Raw genomic sequence first — 16,708 nt, forward strand, 5'->3', positions numbered from 1 at the left:
TTAGGACACAATAGTATTTTTTCCTTGAAGTGCACGTTCTTGCATTTCTATATCAAACTCTTTTTCGGATTTCGATACAACTACACAAGCTACACCGTTACCAATTAAATTTGTTACGGCACGTGCCTCAGACATGAAGCGGTCAACACCAATTAATAGTGCAATCCCTTCGACTGGAATCATTGGGAAAGCAGCAAGTGTAGCTGCTAATGTGATAAAGCCAGAACCTGTTACACCAGCGGCTCCTTTAGATGTAATCATTAATATCCCAAGAAGTGTAATAATTTGAATCCACGTCAATTCCATTCCGTATGCTTGTGCAATAAATAATGCCGCCATTGATAGATAAATGGATGTTCCATCAAGATTGAATGAATAACCGGTTGGTACTACTAATCCAACAACTTGCTTGGAGCAGCCAAAGTTTTCTAATTTACGCATCATAGATGGCAAGGCAGATTCAGATGATGAAGTACCAATTACTAAGAAAATTTCTTCTTTTATATAAGCGATAAATTTAAAAATGTTGAAGCCGAAGAATTTTGCGATCGTTCCTAAAACAAAGACTATGAATAAGAACATTGTAATATATACTGCAGCCATTAATAGACCTAAGTTGCTTAACGATTTCAAACCAAAATTACCAATTGTATAGGCCATTGCACCAAAAGCACCTATTGGAGATATTTTCATCACCATACTTACGATTTTGAAGAAAATTTCTGCCACTTGTTCAAAAAATGTGATGACAGGTTTTGCAGGTGCGCCAATAGAAGCAGCAGCTAAGCCGAACAAGATTGCAGAGAATAACACAGGAAGTAATTGTCCTGTTGCAAGTGCACCTACAACGTTTTCAGGAATAATGCTAGAGATGAAAGCACCTAAGCCTTGCTCAGACTCTGCTGCAGCAGTTGTATATTTTGAGATATCGGCTTCGGAAGCACCTGATGTATCTAAACCTGTACCAGGACTAACGATTAATGCAACAGCAATACCAATTGCTAAGGCAACGGTAGAGACAATTTCGAAATAGAGTAACGCCTTGCCTCCGATTTTACCAACCTTTTTCATATCTCCCATACTACCGATTCCGATTACTACTGTTAAGAAGATAATAGGGGCGATTAACATTTTAATTAGCTTAATGAATAAGTCTGCCAGAATTTTAAGGCTTGCACCAAACTCAGGGAAGATAGCCCCAACAATCACCCCTAGAATGATCGCAGCTATAACTTGAAAGGTCAGATTTTTCAGTAATTTCATTTTATGCTACCTCTTTTCTAAATTTTCTCTTTGATATCGTTTTCACTAGAATTATCATAGCGAATCCTTTTAGAAAAAAGAGATTTAGAAAATAAGAAACATATCGTTCATTAAGTACATTCATCCATATTTTAAATAAAACGTAGTGTTTTCAATAACTCAAGCTGTTATGATACTCCCTGAATAATTTACTATTGTTATAATACAAAAATAATTAATGAAAGAAAATTTTGTTTTACGTCAATTTTTCGTAATATTGTTCTTTAAGTTCATGACTTTCTCCTACTTATGTCAACTAAAAGTGTTGTCAAAAGATTATTTTGAAGATAATCTTAAAAGCATATCATTGATAGAAGTGACATTCTGATCATAAGCAAAATTAGCCCATTAAGCTTCTCTAATAGTAAAATGCAGATTTGGAAAGGAAGGAAATATAAATGATAAAAATGCCTGTAAACGGCAAAATCCTGTTAGTGACATTTTTAATCATTGCATTCTCCTTTTTACTTGGTGGCATCTTTGTTCTTGGAAACCTGATAACTGAGCAAGAAAAGGAGTTTGGTCAGCGTGCCATGCTCGTTGCGCGGACTGTATCAAATGTGCCAGAAATCAGTATGCATTTGAAAAATGACAATATTAAAGAAGCGGCGAAAAATGTCAATAAAATTGTAGATGGAATTCGTGTTGTTAATAAAGCAGAGTATATTGTTGTAATGAATATGGATCGTATTAGGATATCTCACCCGGTCAGTAAAGAAATAGGAAAACGTAGTGAATCACAGGATTTAAATGCTTCCTTTAGTGAGCATTATTATGTATCGAAGGCGCAAGGGGAAGTGGGTGTAATGATTCGAGCTTTCGTCCCTATTATTGATGACAAAAAAGAACAAGTAGGCATAGTCGTTGTAGGGTATTCACTGCCAACTTTTATAGAAATGTTGCAAAATTATGAGCATGAAATTTTTATTACTATTCTTATATCGCTCTTTTTTAGTATTTGGGGGGCATATACACTCGGTCGACATATTAAAAAGCAGATGTTTGGGCTTGAGCCTCATGAGATTGCCAAGATGTATGTGGAACGAACAGAAACGTTCAATGCTATGCATGAAGGCATTATAGCGGTCGATAAAGGAATGAATATTACAATTTTTAATGAAAAAGCAGCTGATATATTAGGAGTTACTAGAAAGATAGAGGATTGTATCGGAGAAAAGATTTATGATGTTTTGCCTGACACACGATTGCCTGAAATTGTTGAAACGGCAACACCAGTATACGATCAAGAGCTCTACATCAATCATCATAGTATTTTGAGTAATCGTGTCCCAATTATTGTAAATGGCGAGTTAGTTGGAGCAGTTGCTATGTTTAAAGATTTAACAGCAGTGAAAAAGCTTGCGGAAGAGGTAACAGGTGTTAAAGCATTTGTTCAAGCACTGCGTGTACAAACACATGAGCATAAAAATAAGCTTCATACTATTGCGGGACTTCTGCAATTGGGACATACAAAGCAAGCACTTGAATACGTTACAGCTACTACAGAAAATGAAGCTTCTTTAACGAAGTTTTTGAATGAACGTTTTCATAATGAAAATATTTCAGGATTATTGCTAAGTAAAGTTAGTTATGGCAAGGAATTAGGCATACAAGTAGAAATCGATCGAAAAAGTCACTTTAAACGCTTTCCACCATTATTAGATCACCACGATTTTGTCGTATTGTTAGGAAATTTAATTGAAAATGCCTTTGAAGCGCTAAATGTTCTTTCAAAGAATGATAAATATGTTGCGATTTCTGTAGATGAGCATGACGGTGTATTTAATACATGAAATCGTAAGAAAAGGTAATGGCGAAATTGAGGTAGTGAGTGAATTTATGAAAGGGACAAGTTTCTTAATTTTATTTGAGTTAGGGGAAGAGTAGATGGATGTAATAAATGTGTTATTAATTGAAGATGATCCAATGGTACGAGAAGTGAACAGGCAATTTATTGAGCAAATCAAAGGATTTTCATTGATAGGCTATGCTGGTAATGGGGTAGAAGGGGTAGAGGAGATTAAGCAATTAAACCCTGAACTTGTCTTTATGGATATTTTTATGCCTGAGCAGGATGGTATTATTACGCTAGGAAAAATTCGTGAAGAACATATTCCAGTTGATGTTATTGCCGTAACTGCTGCGAATGATATGTCTACTGTGCAGAGAATATTACATCTAGGTGTCTATGATTATATTATGAAACCTTTTACGTTTGAACGAATTGAACAAACTTTAAAGAATTATCAAGCATATAGAAAGAAAATAAGTGGTATGCAAGATCTAACACAGCATGATGTGGATCGTCTAATGCAACAACGTTTCCCTGAGCAAATAGTTGTTCCTCCAATCACTGAGACAATAATAATTGATGAGCTACCAAAGGGTTTTAACCGAGCGACATTAGACAAGGTACTTGCCTATATTCAAAAGAGTAACGAAGCCGTATCAGCGGAAGAAGTGTCCACGTACATTGGAACGGCTCGTGTAACAGCTCGACGTTACTTGGATTTTTTAGAAAAACAAAGTTTATTAAAGGTGGATATACAATATGGAAGTGTGGGACGTCCTATCCATCGATATTATATTTAAACCGAAAGAGTGTCTTAAAAAGCGGTTTAATACATCTTTTATATGGAAACCTTAGTAACTAAGGGGATATTCGAAGCATCATTTGCTTTCTCACCAATATGGATTAGATTTTGAGAATGAAATTTGTTTATTGATGAATACATTATGCAGTAAATAGACTCAGTAGAGTGAATAATATATGCTTTATCCAGAGTGGCAAATTTACTTTGACGATACATATAGCAGAGAATCCATTACAATAATGGTATGTTATTCTTCGGAGGATGTATTATGGAAATTAAAGATATAATTGATTTTAGAAAGCTAATGGGGAGTAGGTTTAACACACATGTTCAACGTTCAAAAAGAGTCGTTATTTAAATTTTTGAAAATTCTAATTCCAATAGCGCTTTTAGCAATAGCAATTTATGAAATTCTACAAACGATAAGTGGGATAGATGTTCAGTTACTTCGGAAAGAAGTGAGTGAATTGCAGATATGGGAGCTCTTATTTATTCTTTTTATCACCTTCTGTGCCATTACACCAATGATTTTTTATGATGTTATTTTAGTGAAAATATTAGGAATCAAAATAAACAAACGTATTTTGCTGAATCATTCATTTATTGTGAATACCTTCTCAAATCTTATTGGCTTTGGTGGACTAGTTGGTGTATTTCTGCGTAATTATTTCTATTCGAAATATAAAGAGGATAAGGAAGACTTGTTAAAAAGCATAGCCTCCGTAACACTCTTTTATTTAACGGGGATTTCACTGTTAGCGTGGATTATGTATTTATTCTTTTGGGACTTCCCATTGCTAAAAGAAGTAAGATGGTTAAAGATAGCAGTTATTCTTGTCAGCTTATATGTTCCGATATTTATTGCGATGCTCATCATTCGCAATAAAAAGGCAGGTTCTATAAATCCCAAGATCTCTCTTCAATTGATAATAACTTCCGTAACTGAATGGGTTGCAATTTTTTTTGTTATCTGGATATTAACTTTTATTTTGATGATCCCAATAGAATTATCCAATTTAATTCCCATATTTTTAATTGCTGCCTGTGCGGGAATTGTTAGTATGATACCTGGTGGAGTTGGCTCATTTGACCTTGTTTTTTTATGGGGGACTCAAAGTTTAGGAATCGCTGATGAGAAAGTGCTTTTTCTATTAATTTTATACCGGGTTGGCTATTTTGTGCTTCCATTTTTGGTTTCCGCTCTTTTATTTGTAAAAGAATATTGGAATCGTTGGAATGAATCGTGGGAAGACTTGCCAAATGTTATTTTTCAGAGGCTTAGTCACATGCTATTAACGATATTGGTATTTTTCTCCGGTATTGTATTATTACTATCGGCGTCGGTCCCAGGTATTTTAAGTCGACTAAAAATAGCTCAAGAATTTTTATCTTCGCCAATCATGCATGTCTCTCATCAAATGACTGTTGCAGCTGGCTTTATTCTCTTAGGGTTATGTAGAGGGATTAAGTATAAAGTAAAAAGAGCATATCAGCTATGCCTCATTGTACTAACTAGTTCTGCAGTATTTTCAATTTTCAAAGGCTTAGACTATGAAGAAGCTATTTTTTTACTGATTGTAGCAGGGCTGTTAATTGCCTCAAAAAAACAATTTTACCGTGAAAGTAACGTTTTGACATGGGGAATCGTTTTGATTGACCTTGCTGCAGTGACAATTATTACAGTGATGTATGTATTGATTGGTTATGTGAACTTACCTACTTCCAAAATTCATATTCCAGCCTCTCTGCAGGAATATATCATTACAGATTACCGAGACCTATTTTATAGTGCAGTAATAGGCATCCTAATAGCAATTGCTATTTTTTGTATAGGTTATTTTATCCGTGGACCTAAGAAAATGGAAAAGCTATTATCGAGGGAGCAAGAAGAGAGAATCAAAAATCATCTGATGTCCTATAAAGGGACGGAGTATTCACATTTAATTTTTTTACATGACAAATTTGTACATTGGAATAAAAAAGGTACAGTTTTATTTTCTTATCAAATATTTGCTGATAAAATCGTTGTACTGGGAGATCCAGTAGGAGATGAAGCTGATTTTTTATCTGCTATTCAGGAGTTTTTGGAAGTGGCTGATAAGCATGGTTATACTCCAGTCTTTTATGAAATTAACAATAAGATTTTTCCTTCTTTACATGAGAATGGGTATAGTTTTTTTAAGCTTGGCGAGGAAGCTTTTGTAGATTTAGATGAGTTTACACTTGCTGGTAAGGGAATGAAGGGACGTCGAGCAGTAAAAAATAAATTTGAACGAGAAAATTTTACAGTTGAAATAGTAAGCCCTCCTTTCTCACAGGAATTAATGAATGAATTGGAAGAAGTATCTACGAAATGGTTGCAGGGAAGGGCAGAAAAAGGCTTTTCTCTTGGCTTTTTTGATGAACATTATTTAAGCACTTCAAATATTGCCGTTTTACGCGGAACAGAGGGAGCTATTGGCTTTGCCAGTATCATGCCAATGTACGATAACGGCGAAGGAATCTCAGTAGATCTCATGCGTTTTAAACCGGGGGCGCCATCCGGGACTATGGATTTCATTTTCCTATCGCTATTTGAATGGGCAAAAGCAGAAGGCTATCATGTATTTAATATGGGGATGTCGCCATTGTCAAATGTCGGAAAGTCTAGGTATTCCTTTTTGAGTGAAAAAATTGCAGCACAAATATTTTTACATGGACAGCACTTCTACCATTTTAAAGGATTAAAAAACTTTAAATTAAAATATGCTGATTTTTGGGAGCCAAAGTATATAGCGTATCGAAAGAAATCTTCATTGCCATTTACAATGGCACAAGTCACGCTATTAATTGGCAAAAAGAGAAAATAAGTAGCCTAATTAAACGCATTGGTCACACAGCCAATACAAAAAAAGATGCATTGCAAAATTACTTTGCGATGCATCTTTTTTGATGGATTTTTATCGTAGGAAGAGTAGTGGACATCGCTGATAAAGCATCGAACATCGCTGATAAAAGAGCCGGAATCGCTGATAAAGCATCGAACATCGCTGATAAAAGAGCCGGAATCTCTGATAAAGCATCGAACATCGCTGATAAAAGGGCCGGAATCGCTGATAAACAACAAGCAAAGCAGGTAGTTGTGAGAAATCAACGTTTCATTACACGATGAAATAAGATATATGAAAAAATTGTAATTTTATATTTGATTTCCCATTAAAGCTTTGAAATAATAGAGAAAATTTTAGTTCAAATTTAAGTTTTAGAGGAGGGACGTTTACGAATTCCAATAAACTAACAGTAGGTGATGACTTACGGGTTATCGCACCTAGTCACTGTGCAACAATGAACACGCAAGACTTTTGTCACTAAATAGAAAGAAGGGGGTAAATAAAAATGTTAATAAGAGCAGCAATACGTGAAGATGCTGAACAGATCATAGCTGTTATAAAAAATGCGGAAGAGTCTAATTTTATGTTATTTGGGCCGGGCGAACGAAAGTTAGAGACTGAACAATTTACTAAATTTATCGAGAATATTAACAATAACAGTCATTCAGATTTATTTATAGCTGAAATGGAAAAGAGAGTAGTTGGTTATTTAATTGTTCAAGGTAATAATATGCCATCTAGAGTGTCACATAGGGCATATATTGTCGTTGGCATACATAGTGATTTTAGAGGTCAGAAAATTGGTACTGCGTTATTTAATCACCTAGACGATTGGGCCAAAGAAAAGGGCATGCATCGCTTGGAACTAACAGTGATGGAGAATAACACTGCAGGCATAACATTATATAAAAAAATGGGGTTTGAAATTGAGGGGACAAAAAGACATTCCTTATATGTTGAAGGGGAATATATGGATGAATATTACATGTCAAAATTATTGTAACATTAAGTAGGACCTTACTGAATTTTCAGTAAGGCTCATTTTTTATTTGCTTTGAAAACACCCTTTGAGCAGGGGGGCAGGAAAGCTTTTTGCTATGGTGGTGGTTTGATTAAAAATAATTATCATCCGTTATGGCATACATTTTCACATTTCGATGATAATCCTTAACAAACATACTTTTTCTTAAAATGCCCTCAAAAAGCATTCCTGATTTCTCCATTACTTTTTGAGATCCAATATTCTCTTCAAAACAACGCGCTTGAATTCGCACTAATCCTAATTCGTTAAAGCCAAAGTCGATCAGTTTTTTTGCTGCTTCAGTCGTTATCCCTTTATTCCAATAAGCTTCAGAAAGAACATAACCAATCTCCGCAAATTTATTTGTCGTATTAATCGACACGAAGTCAATAGTGCCAATCAATTTTTGCTCATATTCAATACCCCAAAATAGATGGTTACCTTGGCTATATCCATTTAAAATTAACTCAACAAACTCTTTTGTATCGTCTAAACTTTTATGGGGTTCCCAAGTTACATAGCGTGCTACATTTTCACTAGAAGCATAATTAAACATTGCCTCTAAATCATTTAATGAAATCGGCCTTAATGTTAATCTTGCTGTTTTTAAAACAGGTATTGTTTGTTTAAAAATGCTATCGCTCACAAAACTCCCCCTTCATTTGTGAAATTAATATAGTGTATTTAATTATAACAAGATTTGTAAATTACCGTTAAGCTTTTTATTAGAGATTGAGAGGGGAAGTACCGTTTAGTAGTTGTACAAATGACGACAATGCTTCCTCAAGACATAGAAAAAAGGGCGCTCCTGCAAAGGAGAGCCCTTTTTTACATGTAATTATTAATTTTCTTCAATGTCTTTTCGGTTTTTCTTTAACATTTTAGATAGCATTTCATAAACGATTGGTACAACTACTAATGTTAATAATGTTGAAGATAGTAAACCACCGATTACGGTAATTGCTAAGTCTTTTGAAATTAGACCACTGCCACCATTACCAAGTGCCATTGGAATCATCGCACCGATTGTCGCTATGGCAGTCATTAGGATTGGACGTAAACGAGTTGCTCCAGCTTCTAAAATGGCCTCGCGCATAACAAGTCCGTCACGTTCCATATGGATAATGCGGTCTACTAATACGATGGCGTTCGTTACAACGATACCGATCAGCATTAATAGTCCCATCATAACAGAAACAGAGATTGTTTGATTTGTGACGTACAAGCCGACAAATGCACCAATTACTGCGAATGGTAGTGAGAACAGAATAGCAAATGGTGCTAAACCTTCACCGAATGTTACTACTAGGATGAAGTAAACAATCGCGATAGCAGCTAACATAGCAATTCCGAGCTGTGTGAACGTTTCTTGCATGTCTGCAGCAACGCCTCCAACGCCAGTCGTTACACCTTTAGGTAAATCTAATTTATCGATTTCTTTATCAGCAGCTGAAGTTGCTTTTGAAATATCGTCACCGATAATCGTACCAGAAACTTTTGCGAAATATTCACCTTTTGAGCGAGATAATTTGTTTAATGTAGTGCCATCTTCTACTTTTACTAACTCGCCGATTGTCATTGTTGTGCCTAAAGCTGTATGGATTTTAGTAGCTAATACATCATCAATAGATTTAGCCGCAGCTTTTTCATCATGTTGTACAATAACATCAATATCTTCACCATCATATTTAACTGTTGTTAAAACTTCTGGTGATGTATTTTCATTTAAAGCCATTACAATTTGAGCAGTAGTTAATCCGTATTGTAGAACATTTTTTTGCTCTACTTTTAGGACATGTTCAACAAATGGATCTTCATTATCAGACTTAATTTCTTCTAAACCATCAACTTCTTTTAATGCACCTTCCACTTGTTTCACTGCTGTGCGAAGCTTATCTAAATCTTCACTATATAATGTGTAACTTACTTCATTTGAAGATGCCGACATTGATGAGAAGTTTTGAGATTTCCATGTTCCTGATTGACCGATGTTAGTTACATAGTCTTCAACTTCTTTACGTGCTTCAGGGAAGTCCTTCATATCTGGATCAAAGATGAGGTACATTAAGGCACCACCAGCGCCGCCGCCCATCATCATTGCCGAAGGATCAACATGTTTAGGATCATTGATAGAAACTTGTAAAATATTAACGTCTTTACGTTTCATTAATTCTTTTTCTACTTTTGCAACATTTGCTTCTGTATCTTTCATTAGCTCGCCTGTACCAGGAGTATACGATAAGTACATTACCTTTTCTTCTTGTGAGCCCATGAAACTGAAGCCAATAAGTGGTGTTAAAGCAAGAGAACCAACAAGCAATACAATCGCTATTACTGATGTAATGATTTTATGATTTAATGCTTTCGCTAATACACCTTTATACCAAAGAGCTAGTTTACCAACTTCTTTATGTTGACTTTCTTTTTTCTCACCGTATATTTTTTTACGGAATAGGAAGTGAGATAAAGCTGGAACTATTGTAATCGCCACTATTAATGAAGCACCTAGCGCAAATGACATTGTTAGCGCAAAAGGCATGAATAATTCACCAACCATACCGCCTACAAAAATTAGTGGAGCGAATACTGCTATAGTTACTAATGTAGAAGAAAGGATTGGTTTGAACATTTCAATTGTCGCTTCACGAATAAGGGCACGACCTGTTAGTTTTTCATCTTTTAAATGGATACGTCGATAAATATTTTCTACAACTACAATGGAGTCATCGATTACACGACCAATCGCCACGGTTATCGCGCCGAGAGTCATAATATTTAAGGTGATATCCATCCAGTTTAATAGTAGTAATGCCATGAATACTGAAACTGGGATAGAAATAATCGAAATAATTGTTGATTTGAAATCACGTAAGAATAGTAAAATAATTAATACGGCAATGGCACCACCGAATACTGCTTTTTCAATCATTGTGTAGACTGAATCTTCAATCGGTTTACCTTGGTCAAGTGAGATATCCACTTTTAGGCCGTCTAATGATTTTTCTTCGTCTTTCATTAAATCCTTCACTGCATTTACGACTGTTACCGTATTTGCATCTTGAGCTTTAACGATTTGAATCGCAATCGCATCTTTGCCGTTTGTGCGTGATACGGATTGTACTTTACCTTCTACTTCAATCTTTGCAATATCGCCTAAGCGAACGAATGGTGAAGGATTTGTAGCTGAAGGTGTGACTGGGATCAATAAGTCTTTTAACTCATCGATAGATTTAACTTTACCATCTACTGAAACGGCCTGTTCACCAACAGTAAATTGATATAAACCAAGTGATAATGACATATCACTTGCCTGAATCATTTTCTTGACAGAATCTTCTGTTAAGCCAAGAGCTGCCATTTTCGCTTTATCATATTTAAATGATACTTCATTAATGTGCTGACCGTTGATCGTTGCTGAAGCAACGCCATCAATTTTTTCAATTTTAGGAAGTAGGATGTTTTCTACTGTTGACGTTAATCCAACAATATCCTCCTTAGAGCTACTAACCGATAAAGCGACAACAGGCATCATATTCATACTAATTGCCATAACTGTCGGCTTTTGAGCACCTTCAGGTAATTTTATCTTATCTAAAGCGGACTCTAATTGGCGCTTTTTCGTATCCATATCAATTCCATAGTCATATTCAACTTGAACTTGTGCTACGTTTGAAGAGGATGATGAGTAAACTGCCTTTACATCTTCTAAGCTTTCTATGGACTTTTCAAATGGTATGGAAAGCTCATTCATAACCTGTTCGGGTGTTGCACCAGGATAGACACCCATTACAATTAAATATGGTACAGAAATGTCGGGTATGGATTCCATTTTCATTCTTGTACCTGAATAAATACCAGAGACAGTGATGATAATTGTTAGTAACCACACTGCCAATTTGTTTTTCAATACGAAATTAACTAAACCTTTCACCTTTACACCTGCCCTTTTATTGACTAACTAGATTTCGTTATTTATAATAATGACTAATCGGTCATTTGTCAATGAAATACATTAGGAGAGAATTAAAAGTATGTTAAAAAAGCAACTTATTATGGAGAAAGCGTTGGAGCTATTCTCAGAACAAGGCTTTGAAGCTACATCTGTACAGCAAATTACAGAACGATGTGGAATTTCGAAAGGCGCATTTTATTTATCTTTCAAAACAAAAGACGAGCTTCTAATTTCAATGGTAGAGAATTATCTACAACAGTTTGTCACTGACGTTGACCAAGTAGTCAGAAGTTCGCTTAGTAAAGATATCAAATTAGTTGAGTTTTACAAAAGTATTTTTCAAGCATTTAAAAAACATGCTGCATCTGCCCGCGTGTTTTTTAATGAGAAAGTACTTCTTACAAAAAAAGAGTTGTTTCAGAAAATAATGGCCTATGATGCCGATATGTCTAAGACGATCATTTATATGCTGGAGCAGCTATATCAGGATGAACTCCACGAGACAAAATATGATGTCATGTATTGTATCAAAGGATTTATGAAAAGTTATTCAGAACTTTTTATTTTTTCCGATATACCACTCGATTTAGATCAATTGGCTAAATCTCTAGCCGAAAAGACGGAAATTATTGCACGGCATACAACGATTCCATTTATAACCGAAGAGCTCGTTCGATTAACAGCGGAACCATGCAACGAAGAAGTTTCACAGGAATCGTTACTAGAATTAATCGAACAACATCTAGATGGCTTTGAAGAGTCTATAGAACGCGAGTCTCTTGAATTATTAAAAATTCAAGTCGAAAGCCCAACTTATAGCAAACCGATTTTAAAAGGTCTGATTGAAAACATACGCTTGAAGCCAGATTATAGTTGGGTTGCTTATGTAATAGCTAAATACTTTAATATTTAGGCATATGGACAGGATTGCTCACTCTAAAGGGTGACAATCCTATTTTATTGAGATTAAAAAATGGTTGTTAGAAAAATTGAAGTGTTGGTGGCAATTATGTAATAGTCTAGGTGATTGGAATTGATTGCGGTGCTTCTAATAGAGATACAATAGGAACATGCAAGCTGCCGTTCTTCCAAAAACGGTCTCTTATTGAATGTGTTACTCTAATTCATTTCGAAAATAATAGTCGTTAGAGAAATTTTTAAAGTTGTTATATTACCTATACGAAAAAAAGAGCAAAGAGGTTTCGAAAAAATGAAAATAAAAAAACTACGCATTTTTGCGTAGTTTTTTATAATCGAGGTTAAACCTCCATAATAATCGGTAAAATCATAGGTCGACGTTTTGTTTTTTCAAATAAATATGGTCCTAATACGTCAGTAATTTCATTTTTCAGCTCAGTCCATTGAGGAGTTTTGCTTTGAATTGACTCGTTCAGGTGACGATTTAGCATTTTTTGTGCTTCATTAATCATCGTACCTGACTCACGCATATAAACAAAGCCTCGTGAAATAATGTCTGGGCCGGAAACAATTTTTTGATTTTCCATATCCACACTTACAACAACAATAACTAAACCTTCTTCAGAAAGAATGCGTCGATCACGTAGTACGATATTGCCGATATCTCCAATACCATTACCGTCAATATAAACGTCTCCTGAAGGGATACGACCAGCTACATGTGCTTCATTGGCACTTAATGCTAGCACGTCACCATTCTCCATAACGAATGTATTTTCAAGTGGAACATCACAATCTTCTGCTAGATGAGTATGCATTTTTAACATACGGAATTCACCGTGAATCGGCATAAAGAATTTAGGTTTCATTAAACGCAACATCAATTTTTGTTCTTCCTGTGAACCGTGACCAGAAGTATGGATATTATTAAGTGCACCATGAATAACTTCTGCACCTGCACGGAAAAGTAAGTTGATGATCTTGTTTACACTTACCGTATTTCCTGGTACCGGTGAAGAAGAAAAGATAACTGTGTCACCAGGCTGAATTTGGATTTGACGATGTGTACCATTTGCAATACGAGAAAGGGCCGCCATCGGTTCACCTTGAGAGCCTGTACATAATATCATTACCTCATTGGCAGGAAGACGATTAATGCTTTGGGCATCAATAAATGTATCCTTAGGTGCATTAATATAGCCTAGTTCACGACCAATTGTAATGGCATTATCCATTGAACGGCCGAAAACAGCAATTTTTCGCCCGTATTTTATTGCAGCATCTGTTGCTTGTTGTAAACGGTGAATGTTGGATGCGAAAGTTGCAAAAATTATACGACTATCAACCTTACGGAAAATTTCATCGATACTTTTTCCAACTGTACGCTCTGACATTGTAAAGTTCGGTTTTTCTGCATTTGTACTATCTGAAAGTAAGCACAGTACTCCATCACGGCCGATTTCAGCCATTTTTGTTAAGTTTGCTGGCTCGCCTACAGGGGTAAAGTCAAATTTAAAGTCACCTGTATGCACGATGTTACCAGGTGGTGTTTTTACAACAATTCCGTAAGCATCTGGAATACTATGTGTTGTTCTAAAGAAGCTGACAGACGTTTTTCTAAACTTAATAACATCCTCTTCTTTAATTTCGATTAGTTTTGTCGTACGTAGCAAGCCGTGCTCATCTAACTTATTGCGTAATAAGCCAAGTGCAAGCTTACCACCATAGACAGGGACATTTACTTGACGTAATAAGTAGGGAATACCACCAATATGGTCTTCATGTCCATGTGTAATAAATAGACCTTTAATTTTGTCGACGTTGCGTACTAAATACGTATAATCCGGAATAACATAGTCAATGCCGAGTAAGTCGTCTTCAGGGAATTTAATACCGGCATCAATTAAAATGATTTCATCTTGAAATTGAACACCGTAAGTGTTTTTGCCGATTTCGCCCAGTCCGCCGAGCGCGAAAACAGCTGCTTGGTCATTTTTAACAAACTTCATGTTTGTTAAATTTCCTCCAAGACAAAGTTCGGACTTGCTTGTTCGTAAGCTAAATAGTTACCTTCAAGCAGTTGAATGAACTCGATGTTGTAGTTTCGGTCTTTTAGCTTTTCACGTACTTCGCGGTCTGAAGTAGCTTCAAGGTATAGACTTTTAGTATTTTCGCGAACTGGAATTTCATTTGCACTTTCTTGATAATAAACTTTGTAAATCATAGTTTGCTCTCCTTTTGTTGCGTACAATTTTATTGCATCTTTGACTAATACCACGCACGTACTACAAGAAAAAACAGCAAATTTCTAGTATACTAAGGACGAAATTAGACGTTTGAAGTTCTTGTATCTCAGTGCTTCAAAATGGCACTGCTTATCTTCAATCAGCAAATGTCATGATTTTGAGATGAATAAATATAGATGTTATTCTAACTGCGTCCTTGTGACAGTCTGAAAGCGATGTGGCACAAATAACGACTAGCCGACCTGCATCGGCAAAAACGTCACATCCTGTGGCTTTACCGAAATGACCAAAATCGTATCGGCCCTCGTGCAGGCCTTTTGCACATATCAAAATTCAGACGAAAATTACAACAAGGTGTAATTGAATAAAGCAATGAGACAGTGGTTGCACATAGCCAAATAAATGCATTTCCTTTATATTATCATGCAGTTACTCTAAAATAAAGAAAAGCCCTTCAAATAATGAAGGGCAAATGTTAGGCAATTGATTTTTTTCCGAGTATGCCGCGAAGTTGCTTCAACAATTTCCGTTTGAGTTTCTTCAGCATGGCACATCACTCCTTAGGATCATTATAATGAAAAATTATGCCTCTGTAAAGTAATTGACCTTTGCGAATTATACATATTGAAGGGGAGTATAAGATGAAGAAAATATTATTTTTTGATGTAGATGGTACACTTTATAATAGTGAGAAAATATTACCTGCTTCTGCGAAAGAAGCACTTTTTGAAGCTCGTCGAAATGGCTATGAGCTAGCAATTGCAACTGGACGTGCACCTTTCATGATTCAATCCTTACTAGAAGAGCTAGATATTAATACGTATGTGACATTTAATGGGCAATATGTTGTTTATAAAGGTGAGGTTGTCTATACAAATGGTATTGAAAAAGACGAGCTAGCTAAGATTATAGCCTTTGCTGAAGCACGAAATGAACAAGTAGTATTTTTAGATGACGAGCGCATGATTGCATCTGGTGGAAATAATGCTAGGGTGGCAGAAAGTTTAAATACATTAAAATACCCGTATCCAGAGATAGACGCAACTTATTATATGCAGAACAGTGTCTATCAAACACTTATATTTATGGAAGAAAAAGATGAACCTTTGTATTGCGAAACATTTCCAAACGTACAATTTGTACGCTGGCATCGCTATTCTTGTGACATTTTACCGAAGGGTGGCTCAAAGGCTGCTGGCATTGAAAAGTTGCTTGAAAGAATGGGGCTTACTTTAGAAGATGCCATTGCTTTTGGAGATGGTATGAACGATATTGAAATGCTACAAGCTGTTGGGACTGGCGTGGCGATGGGGAATGGGCATGAGAGAGTAAAGGCTGTTGCTACCCATATTGCTGAGCATGTTGATGAGGACGGTCTTGCTAAAATCATGCGCCGATTAAATATCATTTAAGAAGCTAGAAAAGCAACTAGTTGTAAGAATTGACTACAACTAGTTGCTTTTGTGTTTATTCAGCGTCTTTGATGTTTTTTTTACTATTTTCAGTTGTACACCTTTTTCTGTGAAATGATTGATCGTGTCTCTTGGAGGGTGTGGAATCTCTGATAATCATATCTACCTCATTTACTGGACAAACTTGGATAGCGACATCTTTGTTAAATTTTGAAAAGTCTGCTGCTACATATACAGTTTGAGAAATATTTATAATTTGTTTTCGTGTGATAGCCTCTTCGATATTGAAATCTGAATTTCCTTTTTCCGGTGATCCCCCACTAAAGAAGAGTAGCAATTTACTGTCGAAAAAACAGAGCGAATATATAAAGAAATAGGTGCACATTATACGAT

12 protein-coding genes and 1 pseudogene are annotated in these 16,708 nt (G+C 35.7%); 7 read left to right on the forward strand and 6 right to left on the reverse strand.

The annotated features are described in order from the left end of the window. Positions 1 to 1,263, reverse strand: a complete 1,263-nt coding sequence (locus ACQKNC_RS04210) for a dicarboxylate/amino acid:cation symporter (RefSeq protein ID WP_427423626.1) — start codon at positions 1,261 to 1,263, stop codon at positions 1 to 3. A 437-nt stretch (positions 1,264 to 1,700) separates the two neighbouring features. On the opposite strand from ACQKNC_RS04210, the pseudogene ACQKNC_RS04215 reads away from it, so the two are divergent. The 5 genes and pseudogenes from ACQKNC_RS04215 to ACQKNC_RS04235 all read left to right on the forward strand — a co-directional run bounded on the left by ACQKNC_RS04215 (position 1,701) and on the right by ACQKNC_RS04235 (position 7,769). Continuing rightward, positions 1,701 to 3,189, forward strand: a pseudogene (locus tag ACQKNC_RS04215) (Spo0B domain-containing protein). Further along, a complete protein-coding gene (locus ACQKNC_RS04220) occupies positions 3,190 to 3,894 on the forward strand; it encodes a response regulator (protein WP_427423627.1) in 705 nt (234 codons plus the stop codon). It abuts the pseudogene before it with no gap. 328 nt (positions 3,895 to 4,222) lie between these two features. Beyond that, positions 4,223 to 6,745, forward strand: coding sequence for a bifunctional lysylphosphatidylglycerol flippase/synthetase MprF (gene mprF / locus ACQKNC_RS04225; protein WP_427423628.1), 2,523 nt, complete (start codon positions 4,223 to 4,225; stop codon positions 6,743 to 6,745). 107 nt (positions 6,746 to 6,852) lie between these two features. Then, positions 6,853 to 7,047, forward strand: a complete 195-nt coding sequence (locus ACQKNC_RS04230) for a hypothetical protein (RefSeq protein ID WP_427423629.1) — start codon at positions 6,853 to 6,855, stop codon at positions 7,045 to 7,047. 224 nt (positions 7,048 to 7,271) lie between these two features. Beyond that, on the forward strand, positions 7,272 to 7,769 hold the full coding sequence (locus ACQKNC_RS04235) for an N-acetyltransferase family protein (RefSeq protein WP_427423630.1): 498 nt from the start codon (positions 7,272 to 7,274) through the stop codon (positions 7,767 to 7,769). A 109-nt stretch (positions 7,770 to 7,878) separates the two neighbouring features. Here ACQKNC_RS04235 and ACQKNC_RS04240 read toward each other — a convergent pair whose 3' ends face one another. Together ACQKNC_RS04240 and ACQKNC_RS04245 are read right to left on the reverse strand one after the other, a co-directional pair. Beyond that, positions 7,879 to 8,433, reverse strand: a complete 555-nt coding sequence (locus ACQKNC_RS04240; protein WP_427423631.1) for a GNAT family N-acetyltransferase — start codon at positions 8,431 to 8,433, stop codon at positions 7,879 to 7,881. A 195-nt stretch (positions 8,434 to 8,628) separates the two neighbouring features. Next, complete coding sequence (locus ACQKNC_RS04245) at positions 8,629 to 11,718, reverse strand: efflux RND transporter permease subunit (protein WP_427423632.1); 3,090 nt, start codon at positions 11,716 to 11,718, stop codon at positions 8,629 to 8,631. 100 nt (positions 11,719 to 11,818) lie between these two features. Here ACQKNC_RS04245 and ACQKNC_RS04250 point away from each other — a divergent pair, with 100 nt between their 5' ends. Continuing rightward, positions 11,819 to 12,652 carry a TetR/AcrR family transcriptional regulator gene (locus tag ACQKNC_RS04250; protein ID WP_427423633.1) on the forward strand — a complete coding sequence of 278 codons (834 nt, stop codon included), beginning with the start codon at positions 11,819 to 11,821 and terminating at the stop codon, positions 12,650 to 12,652. Positions 12,653 to 12,998: 346 nt separating this feature from the next. On the opposite strand, the gene rnjA is transcribed toward ACQKNC_RS04250, so the two are convergent. Both rnjA and ACQKNC_RS04260 read right to left on the reverse strand, forming a co-directional pair. Next, a complete protein-coding gene (gene rnjA / locus ACQKNC_RS04255; RefSeq protein ID WP_427423634.1) occupies positions 12,999 to 14,666 on the reverse strand; it encodes a ribonuclease J1 in 1,668 nt (555 codons plus the stop codon). 5 nt (positions 14,667 to 14,671) lie between these two features. Further along, a complete protein-coding gene (locus ACQKNC_RS04260; RefSeq protein WP_427423635.1) occupies positions 14,672 to 14,881 on the reverse strand; it encodes a DNA-dependent RNA polymerase subunit epsilon in 210 nt (69 codons plus the stop codon). A 663-nt stretch (positions 14,882 to 15,544) separates the two neighbouring features. On the opposite strand from ACQKNC_RS04260, the gene ACQKNC_RS04265 reads away from it, so the two are divergent. After that, positions 15,545 to 16,315, forward strand: a complete 771-nt coding sequence (locus ACQKNC_RS04265; RefSeq protein ID WP_427423636.1) for a Cof-type HAD-IIB family hydrolase — start codon at positions 15,545 to 15,547, stop codon at positions 16,313 to 16,315. A 55-nt stretch (positions 16,316 to 16,370) separates the two neighbouring features. On the opposite strand, the gene ACQKNC_RS04270 is transcribed toward ACQKNC_RS04265, so the two are convergent. Then, on the reverse strand, positions 16,371 to 16,700 hold the full coding sequence (locus tag ACQKNC_RS04270) for a hypothetical protein (RefSeq protein ID WP_427423927.1): 330 nt from the start codon (positions 16,698 to 16,700) through the stop codon (positions 16,371 to 16,373). Positions 16,701 to 16,708: the final 8 nt, after the last annotated feature.

It is taken from the genome of Lysinibacillus sp. NPDC094177 (genome assembly GCF_050279145.1).
Lineage (GTDB): Bacteria > Bacillota > Bacilli > Bacillales_A > Planococcaceae > Lysinibacillus.

Excerpts from the sequence above, each read along its gene's own strand:
- ACQKNC_RS04260 (WP_427423635.1), bottom strand. The coding sequence starts at position 14,881 with ATGATTTACAAAGTTTATTATCAAGAAAGTGCAAATGAAATTCCAGTT.
- mprF (WP_427423628.1), top strand. The coding sequence starts at position 4,223 with ATGTTCAACGTTCAAAAAGAGTCGTTATTTAAATTTTTGAAAATTCTA.
- ACQKNC_RS04265 (WP_427423636.1), top strand. The coding sequence starts at position 15,545 with ATGAAGAAAATATTATTTTTTGATGTAGATGGTACACTTTATAATAGT.
- rnjA (WP_427423634.1), bottom strand. The coding sequence starts at position 14,666 with ATGAAGTTTGTTAAAAATGACCAAGCAGCTGTTTTCGCGCTCGGCGGA.
- ACQKNC_RS04210 (WP_427423626.1), bottom strand. The coding sequence starts at position 1,263 with ATGAAATTACTGAAAAATCTGACCTTTCAAGTTATAGCTGCGATCATT.
- ACQKNC_RS04220 (WP_427423627.1), top strand. The coding sequence starts at position 3,190 with ATGGATGTAATAAATGTGTTATTAATTGAAGATGATCCAATGGTACGA.
- ACQKNC_RS04270 (WP_427423927.1), bottom strand. The coding sequence starts at position 16,700 with ATGTGCACCTATTTCTTTATATATTCGCTCTGTTTTTTCGACAGTAAA.
- ACQKNC_RS04250 (WP_427423633.1), top strand. The coding sequence starts at position 11,819 with ATGTTAAAAAAGCAACTTATTATGGAGAAAGCGTTGGAGCTATTCTCA.
- ACQKNC_RS04235 (WP_427423630.1), top strand. The coding sequence starts at position 7,272 with ATGTTAATAAGAGCAGCAATACGTGAAGATGCTGAACAGATCATAGCT.